The sequence below is a fragment of the Pseudomonas grimontii genome (genome assembly GCF_007858185.1).
Classification (GTDB): domain Bacteria; phylum Pseudomonadota; class Gammaproteobacteria; order Pseudomonadales; family Pseudomonadaceae; genus Aquipseudomonas; species Aquipseudomonas grimontii.
This window is the reverse complement of sequence record NZ_VFES01000003.1, coordinates 203415-221376: the sequence shown is the minus strand read 5'-3', so window position 1 is coordinate 221376 and position 17962 is coordinate 203415. Positions and strand designations below refer to the sequence as shown.

The window sequence follows — 17962 nt, the reverse complement described above, 5'->3', positions numbered from 1 at the left end:
CGGCAAGTTGCAAGCGGCAAGCTACAAGTGAAAGCGGATCAGCTTTTACTTGCAGCTTGTAGCTTGAAACTTGCAGCTATGAGGAGATCCGAATATGACTAAAAAAATCTTCGTAACCGACACCATCCTGCGCGACGCCCACCAATCGTTGCTGGCGACCCGCATGCGCACCGACGACATGCTGCCGATCTGCGACAAGCTCGACAAGGTCGGCTACTGGTCCCTGGAAGTCTGGGGCGGCGCGACCTTCGACGCCTGCGTACGCTTCCTCAAGGAAGACCCGTGGGAGCGCCTGCGCAAACTGCGCGCCGCGTTGCCTAACACGCGCCTGCAAATGCTGTTGCGCGGCCAGAACCTGCTGGGCTACCGCCATTACAGCGACGATGTGGTCAAAGCCTTCGTGGCCAAGGCCGCCGTGAATGGCATCGACGTGTTCCGCATCTTCGACGCCATGAACGACGTGCGTAACCTGCGCGTGGCCATCGAAGCGGTCAAAGCCGCCGGCAAACATGCCCAGGGCACCATCGCCTACACCACCAGCCCGGTGCACACCGTCGAGGCCTTCGTGGCCCAGGCCAAGCAGCTGGAATCCATGGGTTGCGACTCGATCGCGATCAAGGACATGGCCGGCCTGCTGACGCCGTACGCCACCGGTGAACTGGTCAAGGCGCTGAAAGCCGAGCAGAACCTGCCGATCTTTATCCACTCCCACGACACCGCCGGTTTGGCTGCGATGTGCCAACTCAAGGCCATCGAAAACGGTGCCGACCATATCGACACCGCCATCTCCAGCTTCGCCTGGGGCACCAGCCACCCGGGCACCGAATCGATGGTCGCCGCCCTTAAAGGCAGCGAATTCGACACCGGTCTCGACCTGGAGCTGCTGCAAGAGATCGGCCTGTACTTCTACGCGGTGCGTAAGAAGTACCACCAGTTCGAAAGCGAATTCACCGCCGTCGATACCCGCGTGCAAGTCAACCAGGTGCCGGGCGGGATGATTTCCAACCTGGCCAACCAGTTGAAAGAGCAGGGCGCTCTTAACCGCATGAGTGAGGTACTGGCTGAAATCCCACGGGTGCGTGAAGACCTCGGCTTCCCGCCGCTGGTGACCCCGACTTCGCAGATCGTCGGCACCCAGGCGTTCTTCAACGTGCTGGCCGGTGAGCGCTACAAGACCATCACCAACGAAGTGAAGCTGTACCTGCAAGGCGGCTACGGCAAGGCGCCGGGCACGGTTAACGAGAAGTTGCGTCGCCAGGCCATCGGCAGCGAAGAAGTGATCGACGTGCGCCCGGCCGACCTGCTCAAGCCGGAGATGACCAAGCTGCGCGGCGAAATCGGCGCATTGGCCAAGTCCGAAGAAGACGTGTTGACCTACGCCATGTTCCCGGACATCGGGCGCAAGTTCCTCGAAGAACGCGATGCCGGCACCCTGACGCCAGAAGTGCTGCTGCCTATCCCTGAAGCCGGCGGCGTGGCCCGTGTCGGTGGTGAAGGCGTGCCGACCGAGTTCGTCATCGACGTGCACGGCGAAAGCTACCGCGTGGACATCACCGGTGTCGGCGTGAAAGCCGAAGGCAAGCGCCACTTCTACCTGTCCATCGACGGCATGCCGGAAGAAGTGGTGTTCGAACCGCTCAACGAATTCGTCGGCGGCGGTAGCAGCAAGCGCAAGCAGGCCACCGAGCCGGGGCATGTCAGCACTGCCATGCCGGGCAATATCGTCGATGTGCTGGTCAAGGAAGGCGACGTGGTCAAGGCCGGCCAGGCCGTGCTGATCACCGAAGCGATGAAAATGGAAACCGAAGTGCAGGCTGCGATTGCCGGCAAGGTGACCGCCGTTCATGTGGCCAAGGGCGACCGGGTGAACCCTGGCGAAATCCTGATTGAAATCGAAGGCTGATACACAGCCTTCGACACTACCGCTTAAACCTCGGGGGGGCATGTGCCCCCTTTTTTTTGCCTGGGATTTGGCACTCAGGCTCGTGAGGTTTCCTCAAGGTGCTGGCATTAAAACCCCATCTGCCACTGGCCCATTACACCGTGGTTGCGACTGTCGCTGCCTATGTCCGAGGTGTACGCAAGGCTGATCGTCTGTTGCGCCGACAGACCCCAGTCAACGCCCGCTTGCAGGGCCAGGCTATCGCGGTCCAGAGCAGTGCCTTCGATGGTGAAGTCGCTGTTGAAGTCTTTTTTGTCTACCAGTCTGGAAGACTGCCGAACCTTGCTGTCGACATTGCCGTACAGGTGCTTCCAGCTGGTGGCCAGGTAGGGCTTGAGGCTCATCTGGTTATCCAGTCGGTGAAGGCTGGCCAGTCGAACGCCGAAGGTGCTGCTGAGGTTTTTCTGGGTTTGCTCGCCGACGTTCAGGGCCGCCAGGCCACCGTTTTCCTTGAAGCTGTCACGGTGATAGCGCTGGTAGCCGACACCTGCGAACGGCTCGGCAGTGAAGTCACCCTTGCTCACCTGATAGCCCAGCTCGGCGAAGGCGGACTGGCTTTGGGCGTTGTACTTGCCCTTGAGTTGCTCTCGATAGTCGAAGAAGTCAATGTCGATGTTGCGCTTGTTCTGACCGTCATGGCTGCTGTAGATCGCCCCGAGGCGGAGGGCCAGGGGGCCGTCCTGGCGCACGGCGTAACTGCCCAGATGCCAGCTGTCCAGTTCGGCGTGGAAGCGTTTGGCGTCGAAAGTACTGTCGGATTTCCCGCCCATCAGGCCTATTCGCCATTCAGGCCCCGCTGCCCAGTCGGCCCCGAACAACACTCCGCGGGTGTCTCGTTGCAAACCCGCGCTGCCTTGCTGACCGGCCAGGCGACCGCCATTGTTCATACCCATGGCCCAAACGCGTGTGCTGTCTTCGACGGAGCCTTTGGCCTGTTCGCGCATGACTGACAGCAAGCCGTTGCTTATCTGCTCCATGCTTTTTTGGGTGGCCGTACCCAGGTTGGCATTCTGGCTACCGGCCAGTTGCTCCAGGACCGCACCTACCCGGCCAGGCTCAAGGCTGTGGAGGTAGTCGCCGATTTGACCTATTTCATATCTGTCCCAGTCGCTGAGTTCATCCGACTTCAGCAGAGCATCTACTGCGGAATCCAGTACCTGTGCTGCCCGGAGGCCGTTACGGCTGGTCGCTTGCCCGGTGAAGGCGAAGTCGATGGAAGGTTCGGGCAGCGCGGGGGAGGGCTGTGCCTGTGCGAGTTGAAGGCTGGTGGCGCCCAGCGCAAGGGTGATGGCAAGTACAAGTTGTTGCGGCGTGAAGGACATGCGATCCCGACCTCTTATGTATGAGGTCGGGGAATTTAGCGAGGTGTCGAAGTAATAACTGTCAGATCAGGTGCCGATGGTTTGCGGGAGAGGTCTCTAGTCTGCAGCGATAAAAAACGCTGCACGATCAGGCTGATGGTGGGTGTCATTTTTGCCGGCCTTCACCCGCGCCTGACATAGCCCTTGCCATAGTGACGCTCCATTCGCGCCTGAATCAGTTCCAGCCCGAGGGACATGACCCAGTAAATGATCGCGGCCGTGGTGAGCATCTCGATGTAGCGATAGCTCGAGCGGCCGTAGGATTGCGCCAGGAACATCACTTCCCACACGCCCATCACCGAGATCAGCGACGAGTCCTTGAGCATGGAGATGAACTGGTTGGTGGCCGGCGGAATAATCGTACGCATGGCCTGGGGCAGGGTGACGTGCCAGAAGATCACACTGTCGCGCATGCCCAGGGCCAGCGCGGCTTCCCGTTGCCCGTGAGGGACGCCAAGGATGCCGGCGCGGAAGATTTCGCTCAGGTAAGCCCCATAGTTCAGCGACAACGCGATGATTCCGGCGACGATGGCACCCGGCACCAGGCCCAATTGCGGCAGCCCCAGATAGATCAGCAGGATCTGGATCAGCAACGGCGTGCCACGAAAGAACGACGCGTAAAAGCTCGCGATGCCAAAGGCCACGGCGCTTTTGGACAAGCGCCCGAGCGCGGTGATAAAGCCCAGCACCGACGAGGCGGCAATCGAACACAGGCACAGGAACAGCGTCAGCGCTGCGCCTTGCAGAAAGCCATTGGGTGCCAGGTGCAGGCCGACCAGGTTGGGCAGTTTGTCGAGGATGATCGAGAACTTCAGGTCAAAGCTCAGGAAGAAACTGGCAAACAGGGCGAACAGCGCCGCCCAGGTCAGGTAAAGCCGTGTGCGAAAGCCCAGCAGGGCGCGCGCAGGTTTTGGGGGAACACTCATTGGCTGATATCGGCACCGATCCATTTTTGCGACAGTTTGCTCAGGGTGCCGTCCTGTTTCAACTGGGCAAATACCTCACGCACCTTGGCGTCCCACTGGGCGTCGCCTTTTTCGATGGCCACCGAGTTGGGTTCGGCATACAGCGCTTCGCCGGCCAGCTTGAAGCGCTTGTCCTGATTCAAGCGCGGCTGGGCGGTGACCAGGTTGGTCAGGATCGCATCCAGGCGCACACCGGCGCCCAGGCCGAGGTCCTGGAAAGCGACGTTATCGGTGTCGTACGGGGCAATCTGCACGTCCTCGAACGGGTATTGCAGCTGGGTGTCCTCGGCGCCTTCGATCACCAGGTTCTTGTTGAGGTAGCTTTCGTAGCTGGAGGCACTGGTGAGACCGACTTTTTTGCCGCTCAGGTCCTTGGCGCCGTGGATGCGATCATCTTTGGCATTGACCACGATCACGGCAGGGGAGGCGTAGTACTCCACCGGGAAATCAAACACCTCGGCGCGAGCCTTGCTTGGGGTCATCGAGCAGATGCAGATGTCATAACGGCCGCTCCAGCGGCCAGCAGCGATCACGTCCCACGACGGCGTTTCCAGGCGCAGTTTCACACCGAGCTTTTGCGCGACGGCCTTGGCCACGTCGACATCGAAGCCGTCGAGTTGGTTTTGATCGTTGAGGAACGAGAACGGCGGGTAGCTTTCCATCAGCACACCCACCAGTTCTTTTTTCTTCTCAACCCGGTCCAGGGTCGCGCCGCCAAAGGCTTGGGTGGAGGCAGCCAGTATCGTCAGGCCCAAGGCCAGTAGCGGTTTAAGTTTCAAAGAGGCACCTGAATAAAAAGAGGTTGTTATGAACCGAATTGTACGTATTAAATAGTTATAAGAACGACTCTCATAGTGAGTTATTTTCATAAGCTTATGAGTAAAAAGCATATGGGCGCAGTAAGCACAGTAATTCTGGACGGCGGCATGGGCCGTGAACTGCAACGACGCGGTGCGCCCTTCCGGCAGCCGGAGTGGTCGGCGCTGGCATTGAGCGAAGCACCGCAAGCAGTGGAGGCAGTGCATGCGGCCTATATCGACAGCGGCGCCAACGTGATTACCAGCAACAGCTATGCGGTGGTGCCGTTTCATATCGGTGAGGCGCGGTTTGCTGCCGAAGGCCAGGCCCTGGCGGCGTTGGCGGGTGAGTTGGCGAGGAGAGCGGTGGAGGCTTCGGGCAAAGCCGTGCGTGTGGCCGGCTCGCTGCCGCCGCTGTTTGGTTCGTATCGCCCCGACCTGTTCGAGCCGCAGCGCGTGTCTGAGTTGCTGACGCCACTGGTGCAGGGCCTGGCACCGCATGTCGACCTGTGGCTGGCGGAAACCCAGAGCTCAATCGTCGAAGCGCGGGCGATTCATGCGGGCCTGCCGAAGGATGGCAAACCGTTCTGGCTGTCTTTCACCTTGAAAGACGAAGACACCGACGAAGTACCGCGCCTGCGTTCCGGCGAGCCGGTGGCGGACGCGGCCGAAGCGGCAGCGCAGCTGGGTGTGCAGGTGTTGCTGTTCAATTGCAGCCAACCGGAAGTGATCGGCGCGGCGATCGATGCCGCACGCCAGACCTTCGAGCGGCTGGGCGTGCAGATTCAGATCGGCGCCTATGCCAATGCCTTCCCACCACAGCCCAAGGAAGCCACGGCCAACGATGGCCTGGACCCCCTGCGCGAAGATCTCGACCCACCGGGCTACCTGCAGTGGGCCGCAGACTGGAAAAAACGCGGTGCCAGCCACTTGGGCGGGTGCTGCGGGATCGGGCCGGAGCACATTGCGGTGCTGGCTCATCAGTTTCGCTAGAACTTGTAGGAAGGCTCCTTAACTAAGGCTATTGTCCACTTGGGCGGTTTGTATCATCCGACGGTTCACCTATAGTTCAGCGGTCGCCGAGACATCGGCGGCCGACTTTAGCCGGTCGGAAAAAATGATGCACAAGCGCCCGTTCAAACGTGGCGCTTTTTGCTGCCCTTGATTTTATGGCGGCTGTGCGCGGGACACTTTCGGGTGTGCCGGGTTTTTCATTTTTCCCGGTCGGCTAACCCTCGTACAGCTGCCACCCATTTTGTTTAGCCGCAGTGGGTGGCCGTTTTCATCTAATAAATGAGATATAGCCATGCCTAACTACACCCCACTGGAAAGCAACATCAGCTGTGATCCCGTCTTTTTCCTCAATGCCGATGCTGGCGCTTGCGAGCTGTTTGAAACTGCCACACAGCGTATCCAGGCAGCGCGGAACCTGCTGAACAGTGTCACCTGCTTGAGTACCGAACTGGCCGAAGGCGCCGACTTGCAACATGTCGCCTCGGCAGCGCACGTGTTGTTGCAGGATGGCTGTGATGCTTTGCAGGCGTTAGGTTGGAAGGTCAAAGCAGAACATAGCGGCCCATCCGTCTAGGGAATTCGCCATAATTCAAAAATGCTGTATTTTCATACAGTGTTTCGAAAAATCTACCGCGTGGGTTTCCTTCCCACGCGGTCAATTGGCAATTGTTGATTTCCATTTTTTAACGCAACATCGCGTGATCGCGATGAGCGGGACGTCTAATTCTTCAAAGCAAGGTAGAATCGCGGCCCGCAATGGGGGGTGTATGGCAAAAGAGGCACAAATCGCGTTTGTTGAGCTAGAAACTCCAAGTGTTTCGGACCTGCCGGCTCAATCGCTGGCGTCTGCAAAATCCATGGCTCGCTCAATGTCGGCTAATTTTCCAGCTTCCGAACAGCTTGCGCTGACCCGCTCCTTTGGTTCCAGGATTATTCAGGCTTGGTGGGAAGGCCTCACAGAGGGCCATATCGTCCCTCAGGAATTACGCTCCCCGATTGCAGCGTTTGAGACATTGGAGCTTCCTTCAATCGCGCGTTTGCTCGCGGACCAGATTGGTAAGATGGCGGCCAAACTCGACGCGGAGGCGGCGGCGTATCAGATTGGATTGATCTATACGGGCATGCTTCCCACACAACATCGTGGAGAGTTTGGGGTTTTTTATACACCCCCTGCACTCACAGCTCGCCTTCTCGACCAGGCAACCGCTGCGAAGGTCAATTGGGCAAAGTGTCGTGTTCTAGATCCAGCATGTGGTGGTGGTGCCTTCCTCGCACCTATCGCACAGCGAATTATGGAAGAGCTTGAGGGTTGCAGTCCTAAGCTGTTGCTGCAAAGCATCGGAAATCGCCTGCATGGCTTTGAAATCGATCCATTTGGTGCTTGGCTCAGTCAAGTCACTCTTGATGCTGTGTTGCTACCTATTAGTAGCGTGTCAGGATTGACGCTGCCCATCATGGTTACGGTTTGTGACTCGCTTCGTCAGCCTCCTGTGAAAGATCCGTTTGACCTAGTGATAGGTAATCCTCCTTATGGTAAGGCTAAGCTCGACGCTGAAACGCGCGAGCTCTATAGTCGCTCTTTATATGGTCATGCGAACCTCTACGGTTTATTTACTGACTTTGCTATTCGTCAGACTAAACCTGGTGGATTAATCGCCTACATTACACCTACCTCTTTTTTAGCCGGAGGGTATTTCAAAAATCTCCGATCTGTAATAGCTCAGGAAGCACCACCTTTAGCGATTGACTTCGTTGCTGCTCGTAAAGGTGTTTTTGACGACGTGCTTCAGGAAATGGCACTTACAACTTACCGTAGAGCAGGTGCGTCGGCTCCCATTAAGGTATCAGAAGTTGCATTAATTTCAGGTGGGGCAATAGAGGTGGCCGATGCTGGGTCAATTTGTCTCCCTAAAGACCCCACTTTGCCTTGGCTCTTGCCACGTAACTCTGGTCAAAGCAAGTTGGTAGCTAAACTAGCGACAATGCCGTGCCGCCTTGCGGATTGGGGCTACGGAGTCAGTACTGGGCCTTTGGTTTGGAATCGGCATAAATCGCAACTGGCTTATAAGGGAGGGGAGCAGAGGTTTCCACTTATTTGGGCGGAGGCTATCACTTGTGATGGAAAGTTTATATTTAGGGCAAATAGAAAAAACCATGCACCCTACTTTGAGTTGAAGTCTTCGGAGCGTCATTTATTAACGACACGGCCTTGCGTACTACTACAGCGAACAACCGCTAAAGAGCAAAGTCGGCGCCTAATTGCCACGGCACTTCCATTAGAGTTTCTGGATCTGCACGGGGGGGTCGTTATTGAGAATCACATTAATATGATTAGGCAGATTACCGATGCTCCTACCGTTAGCCCATCTGTGCTTGCTGCTTTTCTTAATAGTGGTGCGGCGGATCGAGCTTTCCGATGTGTTAGTGGTTCAGTAGCCGTGTCTGCCTACGAATTAGAGTCGCTCCCTCTTCCTGCTCCTTCCGATTTGTTTGAGCTAAGCCGATTGGTAGAAGCAGATTGCTCAAAAGATGTCATTGAAGCAGCTTGCTCTGAACTTTTTTAAGGATGAAACCGTGCTTCCACCCTACGCATCACGAAAACTGATTTCTGAAAGGCTACCTGTTATTTTTCCAGAGGGTACGCCAAACCGTACCTACTGCATTCGTGAAATCACGGCCAGTACAGTTTTTGCGATGCTATACATTGGTGCCGTTGAAGATGCAGATGTTTGGCTCGGCCCGGTACATGTTTATCGTATGACGGATGTACAAGCGGAAGACGTTACTGATGAGGCGCGTTTAAGTTACCGCAGTGATCTGCGCAAAAAGTCTTATAAGGTACCTGGTAGCCGATGGTATGCAGACAATACAAGAGAGCCCATTCGTGATGAGACCCTCCGTGAAGGGTTGCTTGTTGTAGGGGCTGTAATTGAAAAGGCTGGCGTAACTACAACCTCAGGTGCTCCGCGTTACGCATTGAAAAAAAATCTTGCGGCACTATTCGATCCTGATTTAGTAGGTGAATCGTTAGATATTGCTATTTTGGCTTGGCAAAAAAATCATCTGTCGCACAGTGCGCGAGCTCGTGTTTCTCTTATGCGTGCTGGAACGGTTACCAAAGACGGCGTATTGGTGAATTTCCCCAATGGGGATACTCGTCGACTTATTCCTGGTCCAAGTTCTGATATATCTAAAGCAGTTGTCGAGGTGTTTTCTGTTAAGTTTCTAGAGGAGCCAGGCGTAATTTGGCTCAGCGAGTCTGGTAACAAAACGGCTCATTCAGATGTTAAATTGGCTTTATCTATCGGTTTAGATATTCAAGCGAACAAGGATCTTCCCGACCTGATTTTAGTTGATGTTGGGCCATCACAGCCTTTGATAGTTTTTGTGGAGGTGGTTGCCACTGATGGGGCGATTACCCCACGTAGACAAGACGCTCTGTATGCGATAACCGACAAAGGTGGGTTCGACCGTTCGCAGGTTGCTTTTGTGACCGCTTATGCGGATCGCGAAACGGCCGGATATAAAAAAACAATGTCAGGGCTAGCATGGGGATCTTTTGCCTGGTTTATGTCTGAGCCGGACAATCTTGTAGTCTTGAGAAACAACACCCGTTTATTGGCGAAGCTAAATTTTGATCTTTTTCAGCAAAGCGATTGTTAGATATATAGTCGCCTGCTCGCGATGTGGTTATTTTAAGTCGGTATTTACGACTATTAAGCCACACTCGCGGGCAAGCTCGGCTTCCGCACTTATCCACAGTGTTTACAGACTTAGTTGCGACATTCCACCAGGCTTTTCAGCTGACCATCGCCTGCCTGGTTCGCCTCCGACAACCACGCCTCAAACCCCGCACCCACCGTCGGCCATTCCGAATCCAAAATCGAATACCACGCCGTATCGCGGTTCTGCCCCTTCACCACCATGTGCTGGCGGAACACCCCTTCAAAACTGAACCCCAACCGCTCGGCCGCATATTTGGAGCGGGCATTGCCGTTGTTGCACTTCCATTCCAGGCGGCGGTAGCCCTGCTCGAACGCGTATTTGGCCAAGAGGTACACCGCCTCGGTGCTTTTGGGTGAGCGCTGCATCGGTGCGCCGAAGGTGACATGGCCGATTTCGATACGGCCCTGGGCCGGAACGATGGACATCAGGCTTAGGATGCCCTGCACCTGGCCGGTCGCACGGTCGACCACGCTGAAGAAATACGGGTCGCTATTCGCCGCATGGTTGTTCAGCCAGGCATCGAAAGCGCTGCGCTCGGAAAACGGGCCGTAAGGCAGGTAGTCCCACAACTTGGGGTCGGCGCCGGGGCCTTCGAGGGCTTGCCACAGTTGGTCGGCGTGGCGGGCCGGGTCGAGTTTTTCCAGGCGGATAAAGCGCCCTTCGAGCAGTTGCGCGGTGGGCGCAGGGGCGCCTTTCCAGTCGGCGAGGGAAGTGGACATGCTGCGCTCCTTAGAGACCTTTGCGAAATTGAATGAAGCCAGGGCGTTCGGCGATGCGCTCGTAGAGTTGGATCGCGGTGGCATTGGTCTCGTGGGTCAGCCAGTGGACCTTGCAGCAGCCGTCGGCCTTGGCGGTGGCGTAGACGAACTCGATCAGTTTACGGCCGACGCCGGTGCCGCGCTGGGCCGGGTCCACCAGCAGGTCTTGCAGGTAGCATGAGTTCTCGATGCTCCAGTTGGAACGGTGGTAGATGAAGTTGACCATGCCCACCGCCTTGCCGTCCTGCCAGGCCAGCGCGGAATGGGTCGGCTCCTGGGGATCGATCAGGCGCTGCCAGGTGCTTTGGCTGACCGCGTCTGGCAGTTCGGTGTTGTAGAACTTCAAGTACGCCTGCCACAGCGGCAGCCAGGCGGCGTGGTCGGCAGCGGTGACCCGGCGGATGTCGATCTGGCTCATTCTGAAACTCCTTGGGAAATAAAGCGCGCGAGGGTCTGGTCGCGCACGTCCAGGCTGGCGGCCAGGCCCTCGCGTACGCCGGCGATGTCCGCCGGGCTGCGGTTCTGGCTGAGCTTGCGTTTACCGATCAGGCGCTCGATCGGCAGGCTGAAGCCGACGATCGCCTTGAGCATGCCGTCAATGTAATCGGCCGGGGCGTCGCTGACTTTCCACGGTTGGGCGCGGTTGCCCTCGTGGCGGTCGGTGAGGGCGCTGACTACGCCGAGCAAGCGCTCGGCATCGGTAAACACCTCGGCCTTGCCGTAGGCATGCACCGCCAGGTAGTTCCAGGTGGGCACGACTTTGCCGTGCTCGGCCTTGGCCGGGTAAAACGCCGGGCTGATGTAAGCCTCGGCGCCGGCAAAGATCACCAGGGCTTCGCTGCCGTTTTGCAGGTCTTTCCACTGCGGATTGGCCTTGGCCAGGTGCCCGTGCAGCGTGCCATTGGGGCCTTCATCGGGGTTAAGCAGCAGCGGCAAGTGGCTGGCTTGCAGGCCTTGCTCGCCAACGGTCACCAACTGCGCCAGGCGTGTGTGCTGGATCAGTTGATGGAGTTCGGGCAAATCTTCGAGGGCAAAGGCGCGGGGTGTGTACATGAATATTTTCCTTGGCGAATGCCTGCATCCTAGGCAGGCTAATGGTTCGTTGTAAGAGCCATCTATCGTCAATTTAATAGGTCCAATTCGATGCCTTCCATAGAGCCGCCGCTGTCGTTCAACCCTGCCGGTATTGAGTTGGATCGGCGCCAGGGCCTGACACGCCAACTCTATGAAGCCTTACGCCAGCGAGTGCTGGATGGCCGCTTGGTCAGCGGCACGCGATTGCCCGCCAGCCGTGACTTGGCGGCGGCCCTGTCGATTTCCCGCAACAGCGTGGTGCGCGCCTACGATCAGCTATACGCCGAGGGGTTTATTGAAGGCCGGGTGGGCGATGGTACTTATGTCGCCCAACTGCCCACCCCGAAAAAACTATCCACAAAACTATCCACAGGGTTACCAACAGGCTTATCCCCAGCCTTATCCACAAAATGGGCGAATTTGCCCTTGGATCTCGATGACGAAGTTATCCACAGGCCGGCCCTGGACCGTCTGGAAAACAACCATTTACCTCAACCGCCGACTGGTCCGCCCAAGGCGTTTCGCGTCGGGGTGCCCGCCTTCGATCTATTCCCGTTTGAGGTGTGGGCCAAGCTGAATGGGGCGTTCTGGCGCAAACCCGACCTGGAACAGTTGTGCTACGGCGACCCGGCAGGGGACGCGCGCCTGCGTGGGCTGATCGCGGCTTACCTGCGCAGTTCGCGCGGCATGCAATGCTCGGCTGAACAAATAGTGATCACCAGTGGCGCACAGCAGGCAATCAGCCTTTGTGCACAGCTGCTGGTGGAGCCCGGCGACGGCGTGGCGGTGGAAAACCCGGGCTATCGCGCCGCCGGTCACGCATTCGCCTTGGCCGGCGGGCGCCTGCATGGCGTGCCGGTGGACAGCGAAGGCATCGATTGCCAAACCCTGAATAGCCTGAAAGATTGCCGCCTGGCTTACGTCACACCCTCGCATCAATACCCGCTGGGCGTGGTGATGAGCCTGGCGCGGCGCCTGGAACTGCTGGCCTGGGCCGAGCGCACCGGTGGCTGGATCGTGGAGGACGACTACGACGGTGAGTACCGCTACAGCGGCGCACCGCTGGCGCCCCTGGCCGCACTGGACCGCAGTGGGCGCGTGCTCTATGTCGGTACCTTCGGCAAAGTGGCGTTCCCGGCCTTGCGCCTGGGCTATCTGGTATTGCCGATGGGTCTGGTGGACGCCTTTTCTCGGCGTCGTGCGGTGGACATGCGCCACTCGGAAGTCAGTACCCAGGCGGTCATGGCCGAATTCATGGCGAACGGGCACTTCCAGCGGCATATCCGCCGTATGCGGCGAGCGGCGTTGAGCCGGCGCAACGCCTTGTTGGCCGGTTGGCCGAGCGGGCTGCCGGGGGTTGGTGAGTTGCCGAGCGTCGCGGCGGGGCTGCATCTGACGGTGCGTGTGAACAGCCTGGCCCGCGAGCAGCAACTGCTTGAACAGGCCCGCTCCGTGGATGTCGAGGTCAATGGTTTGAGCAGTTACTGGCTGGCCCAATCCACCCAGCCGGCGGATCAGCGCGCCGGCCTGGTGCTGGGGTTTGCCGCGGTGCCCGAGCCGGCAATCGCCCTGGCGCTGGCGCGCTTGCGTCAGGCCTGGCGGACCGGCTGAGAATCAGTGCGCAAAAAATAGTTTCCTCGCCAATGGCAGGCTGATTTCACTGCGATAAATCGCGATTTCCTCCCGCTCGCTCAAGCTCGTGTGCCGAAAAAGGCTCCCGAGCTTCTGTTGGTCGCGCGTCTTCAGGTGCCCGGCCACATAGTCCTCGACTGCCGCTTCTGGCGAACTGTAATGAAAGTGGGCGTACCACAACACCTGATGAGTCTGGTGATCGCGCACCTCGTATTCATCCAAGTAGTTTTTCCCCGGTCCCTTGAGACGACGGCGGCTCACTACCTTGGTGATTTTCACCTGGCCCAGGCCGTGCAGCCACTCCACGCGGGCGGCGGTCGGCACCTGTTGTTTGGTCATGCCTACCCGTGTTTGCGTGCCCAATTCATAGAGCCTTTCTGCGGCTACGCTGAGTTGTCGATTGAGAGTGGCGGCCGAAGGACGGTCACTTTCCGTGAGGTTGAGGCGGGTCAGGGCCGCTTCAATGGTGACCACGGCGCGCTCCAGGCGCGCGGCGTACTGGTGGAACATCTCTTCGATTTCCACCGGAATGCGTCCGGGTTTTCTGGAGTGGCCCAGGGTGCGCAGGGTGGCGGCCGGTTCTTCTCTGAGCACGTTCCGGCCGGCGGTGATGCTGGTCTCGAGGTCGGCGGACTGTGGTGCCCGGGTTTCGGAGCGCTGGCGTTCGACCCAGACCCCCGGCGTCTTTTCGTGGAACGTGGCGATTACTCGGCCGGTCAAGGGTTCCTTGACATCCACCAGCGTGCTGTCAGTTTGCCGGGGCTCGCCCACCACCACACTGTTGAAGCGGGTCTTGATGATTTTCCGTCTGGGTGTTTGTGCTGTTTTCGAGCTACCCGGTTTAGGCTCCAGGGCTTTTCTTTCTTTTAACAGCTGCGCCAGGTTATGGGCTGCACGCTGGCTGAACTCATCGACTTGCTGGCGCAGGCTCTCCAGGGGTTCGCGCATGACCTGTTGCGGCTGCTCGGCGTGCAGGTCGAGCATCCGTTGGTCACTAATGGCAAATTGCTCAAGCAGACTGTTGAGGGCGTCGATACGCTCATCCAGCGTGCTGTCGGCTTTGGTGCCAAGGATGTCCAGCAAGCTTTGCAGGTGAACGTCGACCCCTTCGACTATCTCATTTAACTGGCTGCGGGCATTGGTAAAGGCCTCGTCGCTTCCCGGCGTGACACACAGATAGCGCGCCAGGCTGATGCGATAGGCCTTGAGGTCGGGAAGTGTAATGCCCGGTAAAAGCCTCATTGTGGCCTGGATGACAGCGGCCCCCTCCGGCCCCAGGCCTTCCAGTTCTTTGAAGCGGGAGTCCACGTATTCCAGGCGCTGAATCAGCTCCAGCGTCATGTTAGACATGACGAGGGCGCTGGCAGCCTGGGCTTGTGGGTCGTCCAAGGCCGGCTGCTCAAGGCTCTCCAGGGTGGTCGTCAGCAAGCTGCGAAACGATGGCAGGCGGTTGTCGATGACCGAACGGGTCAGCAGGATTTGCTTGTTCAAGTAGCTGATCATCTCGCGCTGATAGTCGGGCACCGTGTCGATAATCTCCAGAGCCCTGAGCTGTCGGATCGGTACTTCGTACTCCGCCAGCCGGTTATCCACCTGGCCGCCATAGGCTTGGCGGCGTTCTTCGGTAGAGGGGGCTGCGTCGGTGCCCAGGGCGACGTAGGCGTCGTGCATGCTCTGCTGCTGGCGATTCTCGGCGGTGTTGAATTGCGTGATCTGGTTTCTCAACGTTTGGATACGTGAAGGTGTTTGGGCCTGAGCTGCCCGCCGCCGATTCCTGAAGCCGCCGCCGCGCAAGCGCAGGCGCACGTCGACAAACCATTGGCCGGCCAGGTTGCTCAGCAGCAACGGCCCGGTGCGTAAGGGGTTGAGCGGGTCGACGATCACCACGGCGTCGTTGTCATCCAGTCGCACTTCAAACCACCGTTGCGCCACGGGCGCGTACCACTTGCCCGTCAGTGGATACAGGTGCAAGTGGGCCCCGGGTGTTTTGGTTTGCGCACCCAGCCCGGCAGGTTTGTCGATATTGAAACTGTCCAGGGTCGCCGCAAGGCTACTGGGAGTGCGGTTTATCGCGCCGCTGATATTCAGTCGGCCCGCGCCTGTGGGCGCACGCTCGCCGCCAGGTAGATCCGGCTGGCGGTTGACGGTGATGGTCGGCCTTGGGCGTGGCGGTTTTTCAGGCTCATCGGTCAACACGGGCGGGTGCTCGGCGCTGGGTTTTGAACGCTGGACGTCTGTGGGCGGATGACGCAGCGCGACATGCAGCACCAGCGCCATGCCCAGGTTGAGCAGCAGATCGGCTTCCGCCGCCCAGGACGTCGCTTGGTAGTCGGTTTGCGCATCCTCTGTGACCTCCTGCAAATCGTCCATGATCTGCCAGATCCAGGCGGCCATACCCACTGTGCGCCCGAAAAACGGCAAGGCTGCGTTGAAGATCCGCCAGCCGGCCTGGCGCAAGGTGTCCCAGCGTTTTTGCGCGTTGGATACCGACTGGCGCGTCGCCAATTCGACCATGGCGTTGGCGTTCGCCATGAACAGCGCCGCCAGGATGTCATTGCCCAGTGCTTCATCGCTCAAGGCCAGGGGGCCGCTCATTTGCACCAGCGTCTCTGGCTCGACCAGCGCCTGTGCGACTGTCCACGGCGAGGGCAGTTTGCCCGGGAACACGTACTGCGCGTAGTTGAAACGCGCTTGCTCAGGCAGCCACGCAAGCACCGACTCACGCAGCTCGGGCTGGTGCTTGATGGCATAGATCAGGTTTTGTCGTGAGGCATACTGGGTCAGTGTCGGTTCGAGCAACGGCCGATACAGTACGCAGGGTCCGGCCCTGTGATCCTTGGGACCAATGACGAACATGTTGGTCACCACATCCTGCCCTGGCGTGGTGCGCAAGGTCGGGACGAAGGCCAATGGACGAATGTTGATTTCCTGCCCGTCCACTTGGCGATCATGGGGGTGGTATTGCATGACGGCGGCGACATAGCGGTAACCGAGGTCGTTGAAGCCGTTTTTGTGCTGGATCTTCAACTGCAAGGCCATCAACGGTAACTGCCCCCGTAGCTGATTGGCGTAGAGCATTTGTCGTGTCTTGGACTGTATGGGGTCCGTCAGCAGTTTCTGTTTGATCAGCGCCGGATAGTGCTCGCCAATGTCCAGCGCCTCGATGATGCCCTTGAGGTAGTTGAAGGACAGCCATTGCGGAGCCGGACCGCCGTTGTAGTGCACGCTCGCCTGGCCGGTCGGCAGGCCGGTCAAGTTGTCCAGCGCCAGGTCTATCAGGCTGCGGCGGGTAATGTCGTTGGCGACGGGAAACACGAAGGTGCCCCAGACCACCGGGCTTTCGATGCTGATCTCGACCTTGTCCAGATTCAGGTGAAAGCCCTTTTTTTCGGCCGGGATCCGCGCGCGCAGTTGTTCGCGGGAATAGTCGCGTATGGGGGGAATATCGTCACCGAACGTGCGGCCGTGGTTTTGCGTTTGCAGTTCGGCCAGGTCAATTACGTAGCGGCTGTACAAGGACACGTCGCGGTCGGACGCGCCGGCCATCCAATCGGGCAACTGGCTATGTATCTGGCGGATACTGGACAGCGTGTCGTCATTCAATTCTTCAATGCCCGGTATTATGCGGGTCATGGTGGGACGGGGCAGGCTGGTTTCGGATGGCCTGCCAGCGTCCACCATGCCGAGGTCATCGATGGCTTCTATCTGCAACTCGATCAGTGTGCAGGCCTGATGATCGAAAAAGTTGCCGCTCGGTTCGTACAACCGCCACTGCAAGGTCATGTCGGATTGTTGCAGATTCAGCCAGGCCGGTAGTTGTTCGCCCAATTGCTCCAGCGAATCGAACTTCTCGTAACCGTTCACCACCGAGTGCGTGAGGATCAGCGAGCGTCGGTCGTGCTCGCCGATCAGTACCGCCATGCCGGTCATGCTGCTGTGGGCGGGCTGGTCGCCCTGGCGCAGCTCGATGCCGATCAGGTAAGCCCGGCTCTTGTAGAGGTCTTGTGCCTGGCGTTCGGTCTTGTCCGGAAAATGAAACAAGTTCCTGGCCATGCTGCAATCGTGCGCGTCCCAATCATCCTTCGTCGTGAGGTTCCACACTTTACGCAACGAGTGGGAGAGCGCCTGCCAGCGAGGGCCGTTGTTGTTGCTGGAGGTGTTCCAGTAGTTCAGTTGCTCCTCCTGGAACGCGGTGAACAGCAGGCCTGCCAGTTCATTGATCAGGCGGGCGATACCATCGATTTTCACCGGTAAATGCACAGCGGGTTGGGCGTCCGGCTGCAGACTGAGAAAGTGTTCACCGTCGAGGTAGACCACCGGTTTGACCGCCAGCGTCTGACGGGCCAAAACGCTTGTCAGTGATTCGGCGTAGGGCTGAATCGCTTGCACGCTGTCTGCGGTGACGACGCGGCGCGGAGTGACCACCATTGCCAGGTCCGGATCGATATTCAGTGTCGGGTACTGCTCTTTGAGCACCGAGCGCAGGATCGCCGTAGCGACTTCGCGCGTGGAGGGGCCTGTGGTCAGTTGAGTGAGCAGCTCATAAGTGCTGGGCGGGCGGTTATTGGCCAGAGCAGGCGAGTTGGGTGAGTCAGTGGGCATTGGCAATTCCTTGGTCGCGATCCGGCCTGGGCCGAACGGCGTAAAGGGTGCCAAGGTAAGGGCTGTTGGCGCGGGGAAGGCGGTAGATACT

At 58.6% G+C, this 17962-nt stretch carries 13 protein-coding genes; 6 read left to right on the top strand and 7 right to left on the bottom strand.

Features of this window, described 5'->3' with window-relative positions; translation table 11 throughout:
* Nucleotides 1–94: 94 nt before the first annotated feature.
* The gene (gene oadA / locus FIV39_RS07595) at nucleotides 95–1903 is read left to right on the top strand and encodes a sodium-extruding oxaloacetate decarboxylase subunit alpha (protein WP_090401371.1); all 1809 of its coding nucleotides are present in this window, start codon (nucleotides 95–97) and stop codon (nucleotides 1901–1903) included.
* Nucleotides 1904–2010: 107 nt separating this feature from the next.
* Here the strand turns inward: oadA and FIV39_RS07590 are convergent, their stop codons facing one another.
* The 3 genes from FIV39_RS07590 to FIV39_RS07580 form a co-directional block, all read right to left on the bottom strand.
* Nucleotides 2011–3264, bottom strand: a complete 1254-nt coding sequence (locus FIV39_RS07590; protein ID WP_090401372.1) for an autotransporter outer membrane beta-barrel domain-containing protein — start codon at nucleotides 3262–3264, stop codon at nucleotides 2011–2013.
* A 161-nt stretch (nucleotides 3265–3425) separates the two neighbouring features.
* The gene (locus FIV39_RS07585) at nucleotides 3426–4196 is read right to left on the bottom strand and encodes an amino acid ABC transporter permease (protein ID WP_090409830.1); all 771 of its coding nucleotides are present in this window, start codon (nucleotides 4194–4196) and stop codon (nucleotides 3426–3428) included.
* A 29-nt stretch (nucleotides 4197–4225) separates the two neighbouring features.
* Nucleotides 4226–5047 carry an ABC transporter substrate-binding protein gene (locus tag FIV39_RS07580; RefSeq protein WP_090401373.1) on the bottom strand — a complete coding sequence of 274 codons (822 nt, stop codon included), beginning with the start codon at nucleotides 5045–5047 and terminating at the stop codon, nucleotides 4226–4228.
* Between the two features lie 111 nt (nucleotides 5048–5158).
* Here FIV39_RS07580 and FIV39_RS07575 point away from each other — a divergent pair, with 111 nt between their 5' ends.
* The 4 genes from FIV39_RS07575 to FIV39_RS07560 all read left to right on the top strand — a co-directional run bounded on the left by FIV39_RS07575 (nucleotide 5159) and on the right by FIV39_RS07560 (nucleotide 9742).
* A complete protein-coding gene (locus FIV39_RS07575; RefSeq protein ID WP_090401374.1) occupies nucleotides 5159–6058 on the top strand; it encodes a homocysteine S-methyltransferase family protein in 900 nt (299 codons plus the stop codon).
* 313 nt (nucleotides 6059–6371) lie between these two features.
* Entirely contained in the window at nucleotides 6372–6653 is a 282-nt protein-coding gene (locus tag FIV39_RS07570; RefSeq protein WP_090401375.1) for a hypothetical protein, read from the top strand.
* A gap of 85 nt (nucleotides 6654–6738) precedes the next feature.
* Entirely contained in the window at nucleotides 6739–8643 is a 1905-nt protein-coding gene (locus tag FIV39_RS07565; RefSeq protein ID WP_244176240.1) for an HsdM family class I SAM-dependent methyltransferase, read from the top strand.
* Between the two features lie 10 nt (nucleotides 8644–8653).
* On the top strand, nucleotides 8654–9742 hold the full coding sequence (locus FIV39_RS07560; RefSeq protein ID WP_090401377.1) for a BsuBI/PstI family type II restriction endonuclease: 1089 nt from the start codon (nucleotides 8654–8656) through the stop codon (nucleotides 9740–9742).
* A gap of 110 nt (nucleotides 9743–9852) precedes the next feature.
* Here FIV39_RS07560 and FIV39_RS07555 read toward each other — a convergent pair whose 3' ends face one another.
* Genes FIV39_RS07555 through FIV39_RS07545 form a run of 3 tightly spaced genes read right to left on the bottom strand, consistent with a single transcriptional unit; the run spans nucleotide 9853 to nucleotide 11616 of the window.
* On the bottom strand, nucleotides 9853–10524 hold the full coding sequence (locus tag FIV39_RS07555) for a GNAT family N-acetyltransferase (RefSeq protein ID WP_090401378.1): 672 nt from the start codon (nucleotides 10522–10524) through the stop codon (nucleotides 9853–9855).
* A gap of 10 nt (nucleotides 10525–10534) precedes the next feature.
* A complete protein-coding gene (locus FIV39_RS07550; protein ID WP_090401379.1) occupies nucleotides 10535–10981 on the bottom strand; it encodes a GNAT family N-acetyltransferase in 447 nt (148 codons plus the stop codon).
* Nucleotides 10978–11616, bottom strand: coding sequence for an FMN-binding negative transcriptional regulator (locus FIV39_RS07545; protein WP_090401380.1), 639 nt, complete (start codon nucleotides 11614–11616; stop codon nucleotides 10978–10980). Before FIV39_RS07545 ends, FIV39_RS07550 begins: the two co-directional genes overlap by 4 nt.
* Before the next feature lie 90 nt (nucleotides 11617–11706).
* Between FIV39_RS07545 and pdxR the strand changes: the two genes are divergently transcribed.
* Nucleotides 11707–13248: a MocR-like pyridoxine biosynthesis transcription factor PdxR gene (pdxR, locus tag FIV39_RS07540; protein ID WP_090401381.1), complete on the top strand. Its 1542-nt coding sequence runs from the start codon at nucleotides 11707–11709 to the stop codon at nucleotides 13246–13248.
* Nucleotides 13249–13251: 3 nt separating this feature from the next.
* On the opposite strand, the gene FIV39_RS07535 is transcribed toward pdxR, so the two are convergent.
* Nucleotides 13252–17871, bottom strand: a complete 4620-nt coding sequence (locus tag FIV39_RS07535; protein ID WP_090401382.1) for a dermonecrotic toxin domain-containing protein — start codon at nucleotides 17869–17871, stop codon at nucleotides 13252–13254.
* Between the last annotated feature and the right edge of the window lie 91 nt (nucleotides 17872–17962).